This window comes from Bacillus sp. z26, from assembly GCF_058313635.1.
This window is the reverse complement of record NZ_JBZFQM010000001.1, coordinates 701458-719199: the sequence shown is the minus strand read 5'-3', so window position 1 is coordinate 719199 and position 17742 is coordinate 701458. Positions and strand designations below refer to the sequence as shown.

Below are 17742 nucleotides of genomic sequence, written 5' to 3'. Positions count from 1 at the left end.
GAACAAATGGCTGAAAAGTCAGCACGTTCCAAAGAAAAAGAAGTAGAAAGCAACACAGAAATGACATTAGACCAGGTGAAAGAATTTATTACAGAGCTTGGGAAGAAACGCAGCAGGCTAACTTATGAGGATGTAGCAGAAAGGCTTTCCAGTTTCGTACTTGATTCAGAACAAATGGATGAATTTTATGAATATCTTGGTGAGCAGGGTATTGATATAGTAAATGAAAGTGATGATGATAACCCTGGAACTCAGGAACTCGAAAAAGAAGAAGAGTTTGACTTGAACGATTTAAGCGTTCCTCCAGGTGTAAAAATTAACGATCCTGTACGCATGTACCTGAAAGAAATCGGCCGTGTTGATTTATTATCGGCAGAAGAAGAGATTGTCTTGGCAGAGCGTATTGAAGAAGGCGATGAAGAAGCAAAAAGACGTCTGGCTGAAGCAAACCTTCGTCTAGTTGTCAGTATCGCTAAAAGATACGTAGGCCGCGGCATGTTGTTCCTTGATCTGATTCAGGAAGGGAACATGGGATTAATTAAAGCAGTTGAGAAGTTTGATCATCGTAAAGGGTTTAAATTCAGTACGTATGCAACGTGGTGGATCAGACAAGCTATCACTCGTGCCATTGCTGACCAAGCCAGAACCATCCGTATTCCTGTGCATATGGTAGAAACCATTAATAAACTAATCCGTGTCCAAAGACAACTCCTTCAGGATTTGGGACGTGAACCATCTCCCGAAGAGATAGCTGAAGAGATGGATTTAACACCGGAAAAAGTCCGTGAAATTCTTAAAATTGCTCAAGAACCTGTATCCTTGGAAACGCCAATTGGTGAAGAAGATGATTCTCACCTGGGTGATTTTATTGAAGATCAAGACGCTACATCTCCTTCTGATCATGCAGCATATGAATTATTAAAAGAACAGCTGGAAGATGTATTAGATACTTTAACAGACCGTGAAGAAAATGTACTTCGATTACGTTTTGGGTTGGATGATGGCAGAACCCGTACGTTAGAAGAGGTAGGGAAAGTATTTGGTGTAACACGTGAGCGAATTCGACAAATTGAAGCGAAAGCTTTGCGTAAATTGCGTCATCCGAGCCGCAGTAAGCGTCTTAAGGATTTCTTAGAATAGAATATACCATAAATAGTTTAAAAAAACAGCTTCACCCAGGTATCTGGGGTGAAGCTGTTTTTATATTAAATGTATTTTAGAAAAAGACAAAGAATAGGGTACATATTTAGGAAATAAAAAAATGATTTACTTGAGCATGAAAGAAAAACTAAAACTTACGGATTGGATGAATTATCGCGAATTTTGGGTCTGAACTGTATAAAGTAAGGAAAAAATTGAAGAAAATAAAAGTTATAACTTTTCCAAAATTGGTTTTTACAGTAAAATGAAGAAGGGTAAATGTAAGATGATGGTTAAATTAGTACTTACATAGGGGAGGGGAACTACTATGAAAAACAATGCATTTATGCCATATATTTTAATTATGGTACTGGGTATTACACTAGTCTTTTTCTTATCACTTAAAGGTCTTGGGGATGCTGATAAAATGGCTAAAGAAAAAGAAGGCGGCGGAAAAACAGAAGAAACAGCAAGTTCTGATAAACCGGAAGATATTTATAAGCAACAATGTGCTTCGTGCCATGGCGGTAATTATGAAGGTGCAGCTGGTCCTAAATTAATAGGGGTAACGGACAAAGAACACATTAAAGATCGTATCGAGAACGGTAAAGGAATGATGCCTGGCGGACTTGTACCGGAAGATAAGGTCGACGATATGGTCGATTTTATAGCAGGCTTAAAATAGGAATAAACCCATTGCCTAAGCAATGGGTTTTTCTATGTATCAGCTAAGCATATCCTGTCTTGTAAACACGATAAAGGAAATAAGAAGAGCTCCAAGTCCCCATAAGGCTAAAATGGAAAGGGAGAAAGGCAATGTCATCCCATCAATCATAGGCATACTGCCTGAAAGATAGTCGATCAATTCCAGATTCACACTGTAAATATATTTTGCTCCGTCCCAGGCTGTCGCAAATCCTTTTAAAATAGCCCCTGCTATGAGGGAGGCAAACATTACGCCCATACCTCCCGGCGTGTTACGAATCAGTATAGAGACCATAAAAGCAATTGTTCCGACGATCACGCTGACATACCACACTAGTCCTGCTGACATTAAAATATATTGCCATTGTGGTATAAGTCGGATTGAATCGGTGATTAAATTGCCATTAACATATTCGAACCCCGTTGCAATTGGTAATTTCCAACCTGAGAAACTAAAGAATATCCCAGCCAAAAAATAAGATAGGGCAATAACAATTAAGACGATTAATGAAATAAATAACAAAAGTGTAACATATTTACTTAAAAGAATCTTCCACCTTTTCACAGGCCGAGTCAGCAATAATTTTATTGTACCGTCACTGCGCTCCCCACTGATTATATCAATCGCTATAATCATGACGAGTAAAGGTATAAACATGCCAATCCCCTGTTTCAAAAATTCTCTTACAAACGTGGGAGCTCCCGGAGAGCTGGGATTGATATCATGTTCTAAATAGTATTGCTGCTGTTTAACCTGGATACTTAAATAATGCTTCCATTCCTCAGATATCCCGGTACTGCTTAGGCGATTCTGACCTTCGACAATTCTCTGCTGAAGAACAACTCGCCAGTCATCGGTTCCCATCCGTTTCTCGGTTTCTTTTGTCTGTTGATTTTGCGCATAGAGGAAAATTGGAATTAGAACAAGCAGGATTAAGATGATGACCGCAATACGCCGCTTTTTAATTATTTTTTCTGCTTCATTAAATACGAGTTTACCGAACTCTATCATGGTTGTTCCCCCCTGTCAGCTCCATAAATAGATCCTCTAAGGTTAACGTTTTTTCATATACGGAATGTACATTAATCCCATTTTCGTTTAAAAATCGATTATATGTACTGATAAAATCCGCTGGTAAGCTGCAGACTACTAAATCATCTTTTATTTGCAAATCATGAATATGTTCTTTCGTTTTTAATAATTCGAATGCTTTTTCAAGGGGTGTAACCCTCCACTCAACTCTGTCTCTGGAATGGTCAAGTAAATCGCTAACGCTTGAGATGGTAATCATTTTACCAGTATTGATAATCGCTACTCGGTCACACATTAATTGAATTTCGCTTAATAAGTGACTGGAAATAAATACACTAATTTCCTTTGTTTGTACCAAGTTTCGAACAAACTCACGTAATTCACGAATTCCTGCTGGATCAAGTCCGTTAGTAGGTTCATCCAGTATCAATAATTGTGGATTTCCAAGTAAGGCCTGTGCGATTCCAAGGCGCTGCTTCATTCCAAGGGAATAGGTTTTAACTTTGTCATGTATTCTGCTTTCAAGATTTACCTGCCGGATAATATCCTCGATTCTGTTATCAGGGACATCTCCGAGCATACGGGCAAACTGTTTTAGGTTTTCCCAGCCTGTCAGATACGTATAGAGTTCCGGATTTTCAACAATGGAGCCTACCTGGCGCATAGCTTTCTTAAATGATGTTCGTAGGTTGTAACCTCCAATTGTAATGGTCCCTCGTGTTGGTTTAATTAAACCGACAAGCATTCGGATGGTAGTTGTCTTACCCGCACCGTTTGGCCCTAAAAAACCAAAAACCTCTCCATGATCCACTTCAAAGCTGATATCTTCAACAAGGTGATTACCTTTAATGACTTTGGTTAAATGATCGACTTTCAATACAGGTTGACTCATATATCAATCCCCTCCCAACTGTTGTTGACTTGCTATGGACTGGATTAAACGTTCTGATATAGCTTCGTAGCCTTTTTTATTAGGATGGAAATGATCCGTGTACAAAAAGTTTTTTCCTTGTCCCTGAAATAAGTCAAATACCGGAATGATATGTAATTCCGGGTATTGAGTAGCCAGTGTTTGCAATTGGTGGTTCCAATCAATAACAAATTTTGAGGTATCCCCTAATTCCTTAAATTCTTCAAAGGGATTGTACAGACTGATCCAATAGATGGGTACATCCGTATTATAAGAGCGGATTATCTCGATAATTTTCTTGCTATTATTAATAAAAGTATTTGTATCTGGTGTATATTCAGTTAGGTTAGTCGTTAATGTTTCAACACCGGGAAAGAGATCATTTCCTCCGATTGTCATAACTACTAAATCAGCGTTCTTAACTGTATGCTTGGTACCTGAAGTATTAAGAATGGTTAGTAAATCGGTTGTTTTAGCTCCGCTGACCGAGAGGTTGGACAAACTAATCTTCTGATCATAGTCCCCTGTTAATCTGGCGGTTAATCTTTTTACATAGCCATCGCCACTATCATCGCCAACTCCGCGAGTTAAAGAATCGCCCAGAGCTACAATAGACAATTTTTCGGTATCTTTTTTAGTGAGCGGCTCTTTCTCTTTTTCCATTTTATATTGATTAATCTCCTTTGGATTTATAACTGCTCTGGTACCCTGAATAAAGCCAGCGAGTAATAGAAACGTTGTCAGTAAACTAATGACAAGAATTGTGACGGTTATCCACTTTTTTTTCATTTATCCACCTGCTTTACTATAGTTTAGAGTTGATCTAGTTTCAGTTTTCACGTTCCTATCTCTATTAAACCAAAATATTGTGACAAGGAGGAGAAATTTGGCTGAAAAATGTATACTGAAGAAAGTCCTTTGCATTAGGGGATGAGTTTTTTTATACTAAGGTAATAAATGAATTCCTATTAAGAGTGGAGTATGAAGTAATGAATGTAGATAAATTATCAAAAAGATTAACGCGAGTAACCTCCTATGTCCCAAAGGGCAGTGTTTTGGCTGATATAGGATCTGATCATGCCTATTTGCCTTGTTATGCAGTTAAAGAAGGAATCGTACAAAAAGCCATTGCAGGAGAAGTAGTGGAAGGTCCTTTTCAATCTGCATTAAGCCAAGTGAGGGAATCTCAGCTAGAAGACTCTATATCTGTTCGTAAAGGAAATGGTCTGGAAGTTATATCTCCTGGAGAAGTAACAGCTATTACGATATGCGGAATGGGCGGTTCTTTAATAACAAGTATTTTAGAAAATGGAAAATCTAAACTATCAGGGAGAGAGACGTTAATTCTACAACCCAATATTGGAGCTCAGTTTATACGAAAATGGCTGATAGCCGAGGGGTGGGAATTGAAAGCGGAAGAAATCCTGGAAGAGGACGGAAAAATATATGAAATTTTAGTAGCTGAAAAAGGAGAGCCATTGAAGTCTTACCGAGGATTGCCTTTTGAAGCAGCAGAATTAATGGGGCCATTTTTATTAAAAGAAAAGAATTCAATCTTTATGAAAAAGTGGACAATGGAGTTAAAGCATTGGAATAAGATTTTGAAACAAATAGAGTCCAGTGAAAACGAAAAGACTCAGGAAAAGAAAGAAGAAATTCAAAAATCAATAGAGTTGGTAGAGGAGGCGCTTCAATAATGAAAACACCAAATGGTTATGAAGTCATCCAGCTTTTTGAAGGCTATTCCCCTAAATATTTAGCTGAAGAAGGAGACCCAATCGGGTTGCAGGTCGGCAGTCTTAGCAAGAAAGTAAAGAAAGTTATGGTGGCACTGGATGTAACCGAAGAAGTGGTGGATGAAGCTGTACATAAAGGTGTGGATTTAATTATTGCACATCATCCGTTGATTTTTCGCCCATTAAAAAAAATCACCCCTGATCAGCCGGCTGGAAGAACAATTGAAAAATTAATTAAAAATGATATTGCTCTTTATGCAGCGCATACGAATCTTGACATTGCGGAGGGCGGCGTCAATGATATGCTGGCCGATGCGTTGGGACTTGAGAATACTTCTATTTTGAAGGGGACTCATCGAGAAAAACTTTACAAACTAGCTGTATATGCACCTACTTCAGCTGAATCTGAAGTGCGTGAAGCATTAGGACGAGCGGGTGCGGGCAATTTGGGCAATTACAGCCATTGCAGTTTTACATTGTCAGGTACAGGTAGATTTAAGCCTGATCAAGAGGCGGATCCGTATATTGGATCCTCAGGAGAATTTGAACATGTAGAAGAAGTGAAGATAGAAGTTATTGTACCGGAACCTACTGTAACCAAAGTAGTGAAAGCAATGCTGAAAGCTCATCCATATGAAGAAGTCGCTTACGATTTGTATACTCTTGAAAACAAGACAGGTAAGGAATTTGGGCTAGGTCGAGTTGGTACTATCTCAGAGGCTATGTCTTTAAGAGAATATGCAGAGTATGTCAAACAGGCACTGGATGTGGCTTCAGTTCGCGTCGTGGGAGATCTCGATGCCTCAGTGGAAAAGGTGGCTGTGCTAGGCGGAGATGGTGATAAATTTGTCAGAACAGCACAATTTGCCGGTGCAGATGTCTTTATTACCGGTGATATTTATTATCATACAGCGGTTGATTTTAAGCAGGAAGGCATGAATATCATTGATCCTGGTCATAATGCAGAAAAAATTATGAAGCAGGGCGTTTCAAATAAGATGGCAGCCCTATGCAAAGATTCTGGCTTTGAAATAGAATTCATCCCATCCAAAGTTGATACAAACCCATTCGAGGTAATTTAAAAAGCTGAAGGGCCTTGGTCAGGAGCGAGGAGCATAAGACAAAGGCACGTAGGGGATGAACTTCCCCCGCAGTGGCTTTGCTTATGTCCTGAGCTCCTAGGCCCTGAAGCTAGATTGGGAAAAAGCTGAGACGGCTGTATTAAGGAACGAAGACTAAGAACGCCACATCGTGTGGCAACGTCTTCATGACCAACATTCTGTTGGCCCGCGAGGAGCATAAGACAGGGGCTCGGAAGGAGGTGTTCTTTCCTCCTGCAGAGGTCATGCTTATGTCCTGAGCTCCTAGGCCCTGAAGCTAGATTGGGAAAAAGCTGAGACGGCTGTATTAAGGAACGAAGACTAAGAACGCCACATCGTGTGACAACGTCTTCATGACCAACATCCTGTTGGCCCGCGAGGAGCATAAGACAGAGGCTCGGAGGGGAGGTGTTCTTTCCTCCTGCAGAGGTCATGCTTATGTCCTGAGCTTCTAGCCGTCGAAGCTGGATTAAATAAAAAGCTGAAGGGTCTTGCCCAGAAACGAGGAGCATAAGACAGAGACACGGAGGGGAGGTATTCTTCCCTTCCCGTAGAGGCTATGCTTATGTCCTGAGCTCCTAGGCCCTGAAGCTGGATTAACAAAACCGAATTCTCCATTAATAAAATAAGAGTCAAAAAAAGTTGCCTGCTGGTCTGCTGGCAACTTTTTTAAACTCTTTTCATTTCATAATCTTTTCCCAAATAATCTTTATTTCACTTTTACTTTAGGCAATATTTTGGAAAGAGGTACTTTCTTTTCAGTTGCCCATGTTGATGGGTCAGCAGGATCGAATTGATCCAAAAATGCAATGACTTCTTTAGTAATAGGAGTGGGTGTGGAAGCACCTGCTGTTACACCGACTACTTGAGCATCCTTGATCCAGTCTATTTCTAACTCACTGACATCAGCAATCCGATAGGCTTTAGTATGGGCGATTTCTTCAGATACCTGTGCTAATCTGTTGGAGTTATTGCTCTTGGGATCCCCAACCACAATCAGAACATCCAAATCTTTTGCCTGCTCAGCTACAGCTTCTTGACGTACTTGAGTAGCCATACAAATTTCTTTATGGATTTCAGCTGCAGGGTATTTTTTCTTCACTTCTTCTATTAAGTCTGCAACATCCCATTGACTCATGGTCGTTTGATTGGTCACAATGATTTTCTCGTTATTAATGGTAAGATCATCGATATCTTGTTTGGACTCAATGAGATGCACAATGTCGGGAGCTACGCCAACAGCGCCTTCAGGCTCGGGATGTCCTTTCTTGCCGATATAAATGATATCATAGCCCTCTTTTTCTTTTTCTTCAATTAAATTATGAGTAGCCGTAACGTCCGGGCAGGTTGCGTCAATCGTTACAAGGCCCTTTTGTTTCGCGATTTCTCTTACTTCAGGAGATATACCATGTGCAGTAAAGATGACGGTGCCGGAATCAACCTTCTCAATGATTTCTTTACGGTCTCTGCCGTCAAGCGTAATAATCCCTTCTTGTTCAAATGCTTCTGTAACATGCTGATTATGGACAATCATGCCCAAAATATAAATAGGGCGGGGCAAAGTTTTATCTAAAGCGGCATTTCTTGCGATAACCATCGCATCCACAACGCCGTAACAATATCCTCTTGGGGAAATTTTAACTACTTTCATTGATTTAAAAAAAGCCTCCTTGCTCCTTGTCTGTTTGACAGATGGAGTGTTTCTTATATTATAAGCGAGGACTTTAAAACTTACAAAAAGAAATCATCAGGAAATCTCCTATGTAAAAAAGCGCTCCTTTTTTAGGGGCGCTGAACGTTTATATAAAAAGTTTTGGCACAGATGGTTTCACAGTAGGGGCTTTCGGTTTTATTGATGTGCTTTCAGGAAGTTCGTGTGATAAGTCTAATTCGCTGGATTCATCATTTTCCTGATTAGAGCTTTTAACGGAGGCTGAATTCTCTATAGGGTCGGTTGACTCCAAAATGCTTGATTCAACCTGATTGAAAGGTTCTTCTGCTTGATCTTCAGTGGTATTTGAATTTAATTGACGATAAATTTTCCACATGGATGGTAAATTTTTGATAAGTGGTCCATATTGCTGAACCTGGCGAACCATTGGTACAACTCGTTCACCGGCCGCTAATACCTTTTGCGTACTGTTCATGAAATTTGTCAAAGTAGAACCTCCGCTCGCTGCTTTAGCAGCTGTGCTGGCACCCTGTGCCAAGCCGGAACCTCCACCTCTCCCAAACAAAGACGCCAGAAATCCTCCGCCTTGCTTGGGTGCATTTACTGCTCTGAAAGGAATCCCTCCTCGGGGCATAGGTGGACCGAAAAATCCTCTAGTATTAAATTGAGGTGCTGAACCTCTGATAAAACCGTGTCCTCGTGGCGGTCCAAAAATTGGTGGCCTCATGGGTGGCATATGTTTCCCTCCTTTCTATATTGTCTCTTGTTTAGTGTCACATAATAGAATATGTCAGGCAGGGACGGTAAAGTGCGAATATATGAAAGAATAGGCTTTTAATCCACAAAAACTTGTTATTAGTCCTTCACATAAGGTAATATGAGAAGGATAGTTGCTAAAAAGCGTGTAAGCATGTCAGAAAGTTGGTAAAAAATGAGTTCATTTAAAATGTTTAAGTTACCCGAATATGTATTGGAAGCTGTTGAGAAGGTAGGATTTAAGGAGCCGACAATCATACAGGAAAGAGTTATTCCAGCTGTATTCAGCGGTAAGAGTATTATAGGTCAGTCACAAACAGGTACTGGAAAAACCCATTCTTTTTTAGTGCCAATCATGGCAAGAATCAATCATGAAAAGATGGAAGTACAGGCTGTAATTACAGCACCGACAAGAGAATTAGCAGCCCAAATTTATAAAGCTGCTGTATCTTTGAATGAGCATTTTCCTGAAAATAAACAAATTCATATAAAAAGCTATGTAGGTGGAACAGATAAACAGCGTTCAATCGACAAACTTACTGTTCAACCGCAGCTTGTAATCGGTACACCTGGACGTATTAAAGATCTATCGGGAGAAAATGCATTAAACGTCTTTTCCGCCGATATTTTAGTAGTTGATGAAGCTGATTTAATGATCGATTTAGGATTTATGGAAGATGTGGATCAAATTGCTTCAAAAATGGCGCCTGAGCTGCAAATGCTTGTATTTTCTGCTACCATTCCAGAAAAACTTCAGCCATTCTTGAAAAAGTATATGAATAATCCAAAACATATCCATGTTGATCCTACAAAAGTGTCTGTAGCAAAATTAGAGCATATTCTAGTTCCTGTTAGACACCGTGACAAGGTTCAATTGGTTAAATCAATTGTTGAACTTCAAAATCCGTTCCTTGTGCTTATTTTTGCGAATACAAAGCAAAACGCAGATCAGCTGGCAGATGCCTTGCTTGACAAAGGAATGCAAGTAGGCAGAATACATGGTAACCTGCCGGCTAGAGAAAGAAAAAGAGTTATGAAGGAAATCAATGCGCTTAAATATCAATATGTTGTAGCAACAGACTTAGCAGCAAGAGGAATTGATATTGAAGGTGTAAGCCATGTGATTAATTATGAACTTCCTCAAGATTTGGATTTCTATATTCATCGCTGCGGTCGTACAGCGCGTGCAGGAATGTCCGGAGTAGCTGTTACCCTTTATGAAGAGAAGGATGACCAAGCTCTAAATAAACTTGAATCCATGGGAGTAACATTCAGCAACCATGACGTAGTAAAAGGCGAATGGGTTGAAATTGATGATCGCAATAAGCGTAAAAAACGTAAAAATCAACCCAAAGCAGCCGGCGAGGTAAAAAAATATGGCAAATTTTCGAAGCATTTGCGTAAAGTAAAACCTGGCTATAAAAAGAAAGTGAAAGCTGAAGTAGAAAAAATTAAAAAGAGAGAAAGACGCATAAAGAAAAAATAAAAGGGGTCAGATGGATGCTTAAAATCGGATCACATGTTTCCATGAGCGGGAAGAAAATGCTTTTAGGTGCAAGTGAAGAAGCGGCTTCTTATGGTGCCAATACATTTATGATTTATACAGGCGCTCCTCAAAACACAAGAAGAAAGAAAATTGAGGATTTGAATATTGCGGCCGGTCTATTGCATATGGAGGAAAATGGGATGAGCGATATCGTTGTCCATGCTCCGTATATTATCAATATTGGTAACGCAGTAAATCCCGCTACTTTCCAATTAGGTGTCGATTTTCTTCGTTCGGAAATCGAACGAACGGAAGCTTTGGGAGCCTACCAAATTGTCTTGCATCCAGGTGCACATGTTGGGGAAGGTTCAGAAATAGGTATTAAAAAGATCATCGAAGGATTAAACGAAGTGATTACCCCTGATCAAAAAGTCCAAATCGCATTGGAAACGATGGCAGGAAAGGGCTCAGAGTGTGGTAGAAGTTTTGAAGAATTAGCGATGATTATCGATGGTGTTACACATAATGATAGGCTGAGTGTTTGCTTTGATACTTGTCATACACATGATGCGGGATATGATATTGTGAATGATTTTGATGGCGTTTTAAACCATTTTGATAAAACAGTCGGAGTAGACCGTATTAAAGTGCTGCATATTAATGACAGTAAAAACGAATGTGGGATGAAAAAAGACCGGCATGAAAATATCGGATATGGAAAGATTGGTTTTCAACCTCTCCATTACATTGTACATCATCCGCAATTAACATCTGTACCCAAAATATTGGAGACTCCATTTGTTGGAACGGATAAAACGAACAAAAAGGCACCGTATAAATATGAAATTGATATGCTAAGAGATGGAGTCTGGGTAGATTTTCAAACTTCCATGCTTGGGCAAATGGTATAATGAGAGTGGGAAGCAGTACAATTGTACTGCTTCCTCTTTAAATTCCGGTCATATTATCGAATAATTTCTCGATTTGCTGGGCCTTCTTAGCACTGGTGATTTTTTCGATTTCTCCCAAGAGCTGTTTTCGTTCACTCTGATCAAAAATATTAATGGATTTCCCGCGGATTAGTTTGGTTATATCTTCAGCTTCCGTTTTTGATAAAGTCAAACCATGCTGCCCTGCAAACTTAAGCAATTCACTGGCAGTGATACGATTGATCTTTAAGTTGACAATGCTTTCAAATAGCTTCAAATTACCACCCCGTTTTTACCATATGAAAAGACAAGAAAGAAATGAACTAAATAATACAATATTAAGTAAATATGTTTACTTTACTGAATCTGTCCTGTATACTACATGAGATAAATCGTAATCATTCTTATTAACAGGTGGCCGAGTATGAATAATGACTTAATTAAAATAGAACATGTCAGTTATAAATATGAGAGAGAAAACGTATTGGAGGATATAAATTTATCCGTAAAGGATGGAGATTTCCTCGCTATTGTCGGACCGAATGGCTCTGGCAAATCCACATTGCTAAAACTGATGCTCGGATTAAATAAAATACAGCAAGGCGAAATTTTCTTATTCGGTGAGAAAATAAGCAAATTTAAAAAATGGGAGAAAATTGGTTATGTGTCACAAAAGGCGAACTCCTTTAACAGCGGTTTCCCTGCTACAGTGGAAGAAGTAGTGGCAAGCGGGCTAACAAAAAAAATAGGACTTTTTCGCTTCTATAACAAAACTCATCGTCAAAAAGTGGTAAAAGCGCTCACAGAAGTGGGAATGCAGAGTTTCATCAAAAGGCCCATTGGAGAATTATCAGGCGGGCAGCAACAACGGGTATTCATTGCAAGGGCACTGGTCAGTGATCCTTCCTTGTTAATACTGGATGAGCCTACAGTTGGTGTAGATGTAAAGAATGTCTCTAATTTTTATGACCTGCTATACGATTTAAACCGTAACCTTGGATTGACGCTTATTCTCGTCACTCACGATACAGGGACCGTTACGGAAAAGGTCACTCACATTGCTTGTTTAAATAAACAAATACATTTTCATGGGAATACATGTGAATATGAACATTTGGATGATAAGGATATGTCAGCTTTTTATGGCCATGATGTTTATACATTAACACATGACCATTAATTTGGAGGAAGTAGTATGTTATCAATGTTTCAATATGAATTTCTGCAAAACGCCTTCCTTGCGGGGATTGTCATCGGGGTTATTGCTCCGCTGTTGGGTGTATTTATTGTAGTGCGAAAACTTTCTTTAATTGCAGATGCCCTTAGCCATGTAACCTTGACTGGAATTGCGTTCAGTTTGCTACTAAGTAAGGAAGTGCCTGCGCTTAGTTCATTAAATCCTTTATATATGGGGATGGCTTTCTCGGTAACGGGATCACTTTTTATAGAACGACTCCGTTCCGTATACAAGCATTATCAGGAACTTGCCATTCCAATCATTCTTTCCGGAGGAGTGGGTTTGGGAGCGATTTTTATTTCACTCGCAAATGGGTTTACAACAGATTTATTCGGCTATTTATTTGGGAGTGTCAGCGCAGTAAGCCGAACAGATTTATGGATTGTTTTGGCAATCAGTATTGCTGTTATCGCAATCGTTATATTGCTATATAAAGAATTATTTCTTTTATCCTTTGATGAAGAGCATGCCAAAACTTCCGGAATCCCGGCTAAAGCCATTCACTTTATTTTTATCGTTCTCGTGGCTTTGGTTATTGCTATTTCAATGAGAATAGTGGGTGTGCTGCTTGTTTCTTCATTAATGACCTTACCGGTTGCTGCTGCTCTCAAAGTAGCAAAGGGCTTTAAACAAACCATTTTTATTTCCATTCTGTTTGGAGAACTGGCCGTAATAGGAGGATTATTTACATCTTATTATTTAAATCTGGCTCCCGGTGGTACAATCGTTGTATTGGCAATTATCATTCTTTTAATCACGATTTTAATGAAAAAATGGAGAATGACAGCGTAAGGAGGTATCATAAATGGATGTTAAAGAAGCAATGCAACTTTTGAAAGATAGAGGCTACAAATACACTGAAAAGCGTGAAGATATGCTGAAACTCTTTTCGAAGAGCAATCGTTATTTAACAGCCAAAGAAGTCCTTGAACAGTTGAAAAGCTCATACCCGGGTATGAGCTACGATACGATTTACCGGAACTTATCATTGTATGCAAACTTGGGAATTCTGGAAACGACTGAACTCTCAGGCGAAAAAAGATTTCGTTTTGCATGCATTGGTAGTCATCACCATCATCATTTCATCTGTATGGTATGTGGGGAGACCCGTAATGTAGATGCATGTCCTATGGAAAAAATTACAGAGGACTTTAAAGGATATGATATTTCAGGTCATAAATTTGAAATATATGGAAAATGTCCAGATTGCTGTTTACAAGAAAATGTACATCCATCGTAAAAGAGAGAGAGCCATTCTGATTAGAATGGCTCCTTTTTATTACTGATTTCCTTAACCCATGCATTTACCCATTGAGAGGCTTCTCTCCAGTCACCTACACGGACGACATTCTTCGGTGTGGCCTTTCGATTATAAGGTGTATCAAATAAGATGACCGGAATTTTGCATTCTTCTGCAATGCCAACAGCGTTATCGTGTTTATCCTCGAAGAACAGATCAATCTGATGTTTTTTTACGGTTGCAATCTTATTATGTGTGCCAATTAATTCAATATGGTGGTAAAGCAGATCATTTTCACTAAACCATTGTTTCGTGACGGGTAATAAGGTTTCATTTCTGGCACTGATAAAGTACAATTCAAATACATCTTTCCACTCCTGTAAAACCTGTTTTGCATGCTTGGCTATAGGAGATTCCGAATAAATGATGGGCTCGTGTTTTTGAAACCATTGATCGAATTCTTTCTCCGGTACATTCACAAATGGGTATAATTCATATTGATTAATATCCTCTAATGTAAGCTGCAGTCGAAAGGCTTTGTTGATATAGGGAAGTATGGAATCCGGACTTGTAATCGTCCCGTCAATATCGATTCCAAATCGTTTGGGATTAGACATTAAGCATTTCCTCCAAAATATATTTGACTGTAGTTTACATCAAAAAGCGACAAATTGCTTTTCTAAATTTTGTAGATTCATGAAACAATCCCTGCTCATGAGTTCATGGCCAATGGAGTACACTATAAAGGCTCCATTATAGGAAGGCGGAGATTATTGAATGTCAACATCAAAAAGACATACGAATGCTAAAATTCAAAGAAATACAATGAATGGCCGTAATGAACAAGCTTTTCAGAAACTCAACTCTAACGAGGAAGCTTCAGCTGAATTTATTGATCCTGCCAAATACCGCCATATTCACAAAAAAGATGGCAGTATTGCTACTTCTGCTTTAAATGGCTTTGGTATATTGGCGTTAGGCTTATCAATTGCCTCACTCTTTATACTGCCAGTCATTTTTGGGACAGGCGGGATTATTGTAGGAATCTTTGCGACAAAAACTGAATCGCGGATTATGGGTATCGCAGCCATTGTTATTGGTGTATTTTCAGTTATTGCGGGTTTATTGGTATATCCCTTTTTCTAACAGGGTGAGCATAATAAAAGGAGCTGGTTCTGACCAGCTCCTCTCCTTCATTCTTGTATTAAGCTTGCTTTTTCTTTTTCAAGTCTTTGTTTTTCGTAATACTCCTCAGCAAGGATATCAATTTCTTTTTTCAGTTCCTCAACCATTACTGCTTCCGGTACTTTGCGAACAATCTTTCCTTTACGGAACAGTAGGCCTTCTCCGCGCGCTCCTGCAATACCGATATCGGCTTCTCTGGCTTCACCAGGTCCGTTAACAGCGCAGCCTAATACTGCCACTTTAATTGGAGCTTTTATTTTTTGAATATATTCATCCACTTCATTGGCAATGGAGATCAAATCAATCTCTATACGTCCACAAGTAGGGCAGGATATTAATGTAGCTGAATTAGCTGATAAGCCGTAAACTTTTAAGAGTTCTCTGGCTACTTTTACTTCTTCAACCGGATCAGCACTTAAAGAAATACGCAGTGTATTCCCAATTCCTTTACTTAATAATGCACCAATCCCTGCTGCACTCTTAATGGTTCCAGAGAATAAAGTACCAGATTCAGTAATCCCAAGGTGCAATGGATAATCAAAGGCCTGTGCTGCCTTTTCATAGGCTTCAATTGCCAAGCGCACATCAGAAGCTTTCATAGATACAATGATGTCATGGAAATCTAAATCCTCAAGGATTTTTATATGATGCAAAGCACTTTCAACCATACCGTCGGCTGTAGGGTACCCATATTTTTCAAGGATTTTACGTTCCAATGATCCTGCATTGACGCCAATACGAATAGGAATTCCTTTCGCTTTGGCTGCTTTTACAACAGCTTCGACTTTTTCGCGTCTTCCGATATTGCCCGGATTAATACGGATTTTATCTGCTCCGCCTTCAATCGCGATTAAGGCCAAACGATAGTCGAAATGAATATCTACTACCAAAGGTATATTAATCCGCTTTTTAATATCAGCAATTGCAAGGGCAGCACGTTCATCAGGACAAGCTACGCGTACAATTTGGCATCCCGCTTCTTCCAAGCGATTAATTTCGGCGACAGTCGCTTCTACATCATGTGTCTTCGTTGTCGTCATACTTTGTATAATAACTTCATCGTTGCCACCAATCGTTAGTGGACCCACTTTTACTGGGCGGGTTTTTGTACGATGTATTAGTTCACTCACTGGTCATTCTCTCCTTTTAGGCTATTTGCCCCAATACCAATATATATATTATCTTCTAAATTATTGTATCAGCGTTTTGGCTAAAATAACAATAAAGTGGATTATGAATTGGCTTTTTAGTAATTTTTAAAGCGATAAGATTGTCCAATCTTTATTTCTTCAGGAATGATTCCATCATTTAATAACGTAAAGTCTTCGATAATTTGATCTATAGGTACTGGAAGTGTACCTTCTTTTTTTTCTACTACAGAAAGAACGGTATCTCCAGGCTCTACTTTTATATTATAGTAGTTTTCATCTGTTTTATCCATATTCTCAGAGTAAGTTGGAAGGGTGCCTACATTTATATCAAAATAAATGGAGTATATTACTAAACAAAAGCCAATAAAAAGGAGTATCTTCTTCATCTTTATCGCTCTCCTTCCTTCGTTTACTAGATTATATGAAGTTAGTAGAGATAATAGAATTGATTTTAAAATGTTTTTGACTGTTTTTACTTTGACAGTAATGCCAGTGGTAATTTGTACGGATTATCTTTTTAATTCCATTTTTCGGCACTAAAAAAACCCTTCCGCAGGAATTCGGAAGGGTTTCTTAGATTAAGGCTGTATCGTTTTTTGCTTACTTTTTGGAATGGGCATTTCTTTTACAGAAAGGTAGATCATCATTAGTGTAATAAACCATTTAACATAGACGTCTCCAATCACCGGGACCTGAATAAAATTCATAAAGGTAAAGAATGTAACCGCCAAAGTAAAACTGTAGGTGGCCAATCTCCACTGTTGTCCAAAAGTAGCTTTTCTGTTCATAGTAGAGATAAATAGTCCGCCGATATAAGCCAGAAGTGTAATCTCCAGGAATAGGATTGCCGTTGTAAACAGATACATCATGACAATGCAAAGGCCGATTAGTATGTAAAGGGATGCTTTTGAAGATTTAATAAAATCGCTTGTCTTCTCATTATTCAATTCGAGTCCTGATATCATTGAATAAGGAAGTGTTTGTGTTTGGCCATTTGCCGAGAGGACTAGTTCATCCTGAAGAATTCCAATATCGATATCAGTCATATTGGTAATATCATTTGCCTTTAGGCTACCAGTACTGTCAAAATGAAATGTGACTGTGTCCTTTTCAATAATGACAGGTAGTTTCTCGTCTGAGTAAAGTCTGCCATCTTTAATTTCGAATTCAGGAAAATCTGTTATTAATGCTTCTGCCATACGATCTGTCCCCTCAAGGATATAATTCGTAAGATAAGTGGCAGAGGGTAAAATAGTTAACAAAGATAATAAAAAAGCATAGAGGATGGTCTTGCCTATACCCTGAAACCGAAAAGAAGCAATGTGCTTCGGCGAGTATAAACTTTTAATAAATTGTGAAAATATATTCATGGACTACAACACCTTTTTTTGAGTTTCATACTTTATTCTAGCTGGCTTATGTCATTATGACAAGAATGTACTGCGTTATTAGCGAATCAACG

20 protein-coding genes are annotated in these 17742 nt (G+C 38.9%); 10 read left to right on the top strand and 10 right to left on the bottom strand.

Translation table 11 applies throughout. From position 1 onward, the window contains the following. Nucleotides 1–6 precede the first annotated feature (6 nt). Nucleotides 7–1140, top strand: a complete 1134-nt coding sequence (gene rpoD / locus AC4G3K_RS03380; protein ID WP_491075876.1) for an RNA polymerase sigma factor RpoD — start codon at nucleotides 7–9, stop codon at nucleotides 1138–1140. A 328-nt stretch (nucleotides 1141–1468) separates the two neighbouring features. Further along, nucleotides 1469–1825, top strand: coding sequence for a cytochrome c550 (cccA, locus tag AC4G3K_RS03375; RefSeq protein WP_491075875.1), 357 nt, complete (start codon nucleotides 1469–1471; stop codon nucleotides 1823–1825). A 39-nt stretch (nucleotides 1826–1864) separates the two neighbouring features. Here cccA and AC4G3K_RS03370 read toward each other — a convergent pair whose 3' ends face one another. The 3 genes from AC4G3K_RS03370 to AC4G3K_RS03360 are packed head-to-tail and all read right to left on the bottom strand — an operon-like array spanning nucleotide 1865 to nucleotide 4577. Further along, nucleotides 1865–2857: an ABC transporter permease gene (locus AC4G3K_RS03370; protein ID WP_491075874.1), complete on the bottom strand. Its 993-nt coding sequence runs from the start codon at nucleotides 2855–2857 to the stop codon at nucleotides 1865–1867. Beyond that, nucleotides 2841–3770, bottom strand: a complete 930-nt coding sequence (locus AC4G3K_RS03365) for an ABC transporter ATP-binding protein (RefSeq protein WP_491132477.1) — start codon at nucleotides 3768–3770, stop codon at nucleotides 2841–2843. Before AC4G3K_RS03365 ends, AC4G3K_RS03370 begins: the two co-directional genes overlap by 17 nt. Before the next feature lie 3 nt (nucleotides 3771–3773). After that, nucleotides 3774–4577 (bottom strand): GDSL-type esterase/lipase family protein, encoded by an 804-nt coding sequence (locus tag AC4G3K_RS03360; protein ID WP_491132476.1) that lies wholly within the window; start codon nucleotides 4575–4577, stop codon nucleotides 3774–3776. A gap of 200 nt (nucleotides 4578–4777) precedes the next feature. Between AC4G3K_RS03360 and AC4G3K_RS03355 the strand changes: the two genes are divergently transcribed. Both AC4G3K_RS03355 and AC4G3K_RS03350 read left to right on the top strand, forming a co-directional pair. Further along, nucleotides 4778–5485 carry a tRNA (adenine(22)-N(1))-methyltransferase gene (locus tag AC4G3K_RS03355; RefSeq protein ID WP_491075871.1) on the top strand — a complete coding sequence of 236 codons (708 nt, stop codon included), beginning with the start codon at nucleotides 4778–4780 and terminating at the stop codon, nucleotides 5483–5485. Further along, nucleotides 5485–6606, top strand: a complete 1122-nt coding sequence (locus AC4G3K_RS03350) for a Nif3-like dinuclear metal center hexameric protein (RefSeq protein ID WP_491132475.1) — start codon at nucleotides 5485–5487, stop codon at nucleotides 6604–6606. The genes AC4G3K_RS03355 and AC4G3K_RS03350 overlap by 1 nt, the downstream gene beginning before the upstream one ends. Before the next feature lie 727 nt (nucleotides 6607–7333). On the opposite strand, the gene AC4G3K_RS03345 is transcribed toward AC4G3K_RS03350, so the two are convergent. Further along, nucleotides 7334–8275, bottom strand: a complete 942-nt coding sequence (locus tag AC4G3K_RS03345) for a 4-hydroxy-3-methylbut-2-enyl diphosphate reductase (RefSeq protein ID WP_491132474.1) — start codon at nucleotides 8273–8275, stop codon at nucleotides 7334–7336. 148 nt (nucleotides 8276–8423) lie between these two features. Next, entirely contained in the window at nucleotides 8424–9032 is a 609-nt protein-coding gene (gene vrrA, locus AC4G3K_RS03340; RefSeq protein ID WP_491132473.1) for a VrrA/YqfQ family protein, read from the bottom strand. Between the two features lie 210 nt (nucleotides 9033–9242). On the opposite strand from vrrA, the gene AC4G3K_RS03335 reads away from it, so the two are divergent. Beyond that, nucleotides 9243–10538, top strand: coding sequence for a DEAD/DEAH box helicase (locus AC4G3K_RS03335; RefSeq protein WP_491132472.1), 1296 nt, complete (start codon nucleotides 9243–9245; stop codon nucleotides 10536–10538). Between the two features lie 14 nt (nucleotides 10539–10552). Beyond that, the gene (locus tag AC4G3K_RS03330; protein WP_491132471.1) at nucleotides 10553–11449 is read left to right on the top strand and encodes a deoxyribonuclease IV; all 897 of its coding nucleotides are present in this window, start codon (nucleotides 10553–10555) and stop codon (nucleotides 11447–11449) included. 37 nt (nucleotides 11450–11486) lie between these two features. Here AC4G3K_RS03330 and AC4G3K_RS03325 read toward each other — a convergent pair whose 3' ends face one another. Next, nucleotides 11487–11744, bottom strand: a complete 258-nt coding sequence (locus AC4G3K_RS03325; protein ID WP_491132470.1) for a DUF2624 domain-containing protein — start codon at nucleotides 11742–11744, stop codon at nucleotides 11487–11489. A gap of 147 nt (nucleotides 11745–11891) precedes the next feature. Between AC4G3K_RS03325 and AC4G3K_RS03320 the strand changes: the two genes are divergently transcribed. From AC4G3K_RS03320 to AC4G3K_RS03310, 3 genes are read left to right on the top strand one after another with little or no spacing between them, the layout of a single operon-like run. Next, nucleotides 11892–12647 (top strand): metal ABC transporter ATP-binding protein, encoded by a 756-nt coding sequence (locus AC4G3K_RS03320; protein ID WP_491075864.1) that lies wholly within the window; start codon nucleotides 11892–11894, stop codon nucleotides 12645–12647. Between the two features lie 15 nt (nucleotides 12648–12662). After that, nucleotides 12663–13496, top strand: a complete 834-nt coding sequence (locus tag AC4G3K_RS03315) for a metal ABC transporter permease (protein WP_491075863.1) — start codon at nucleotides 12663–12665, stop codon at nucleotides 13494–13496. A gap of 13 nt (nucleotides 13497–13509) precedes the next feature. Further along, a complete protein-coding gene (locus AC4G3K_RS03310; RefSeq protein ID WP_491132469.1) occupies nucleotides 13510–13944 on the top strand; it encodes a Fur family transcriptional regulator in 435 nt (144 codons plus the stop codon). A gap of 20 nt (nucleotides 13945–13964) precedes the next feature. Here AC4G3K_RS03310 and AC4G3K_RS03305 read toward each other — a convergent pair whose 3' ends face one another. Beyond that, nucleotides 13965–14561, bottom strand: coding sequence for a 5' nucleotidase, NT5C type (locus AC4G3K_RS03305; RefSeq protein ID WP_491075861.1), 597 nt, complete (start codon nucleotides 14559–14561; stop codon nucleotides 13965–13967). 160 nt (nucleotides 14562–14721) lie between these two features. Here AC4G3K_RS03305 and AC4G3K_RS03300 point away from each other — a divergent pair, with 160 nt between their 5' ends. Then, complete coding sequence (locus tag AC4G3K_RS03300; RefSeq protein ID WP_491132468.1) at nucleotides 14722–15090, top strand: hypothetical protein; 369 nt, start codon at nucleotides 14722–14724, stop codon at nucleotides 15088–15090. 47 nt (nucleotides 15091–15137) lie between these two features. On the opposite strand, the gene ispG is transcribed toward AC4G3K_RS03300, so the two are convergent. From ispG to AC4G3K_RS03285, 3 genes are all read right to left on the bottom strand, one after another. Next, nucleotides 15138–16259: a flavodoxin-dependent (E)-4-hydroxy-3-methylbut-2-enyl-diphosphate synthase gene (ispG, locus tag AC4G3K_RS03295; RefSeq protein ID WP_491075859.1), complete on the bottom strand. Its 1122-nt coding sequence runs from the start codon at nucleotides 16257–16259 to the stop codon at nucleotides 15138–15140. A 116-nt stretch (nucleotides 16260–16375) separates the two neighbouring features. Beyond that, a complete protein-coding gene (locus tag AC4G3K_RS03290; RefSeq protein WP_491132467.1) occupies nucleotides 16376–16666 on the bottom strand; it encodes a hypothetical protein in 291 nt (96 codons plus the stop codon). A gap of 192 nt (nucleotides 16667–16858) precedes the next feature. Beyond that, nucleotides 16859–17650 (bottom strand): DUF1189 domain-containing protein, encoded by a 792-nt coding sequence (locus AC4G3K_RS03285; RefSeq protein WP_491132466.1) that lies wholly within the window; start codon nucleotides 17648–17650, stop codon nucleotides 16859–16861. Between the last annotated feature and the right edge of the window lie 92 nt (nucleotides 17651–17742).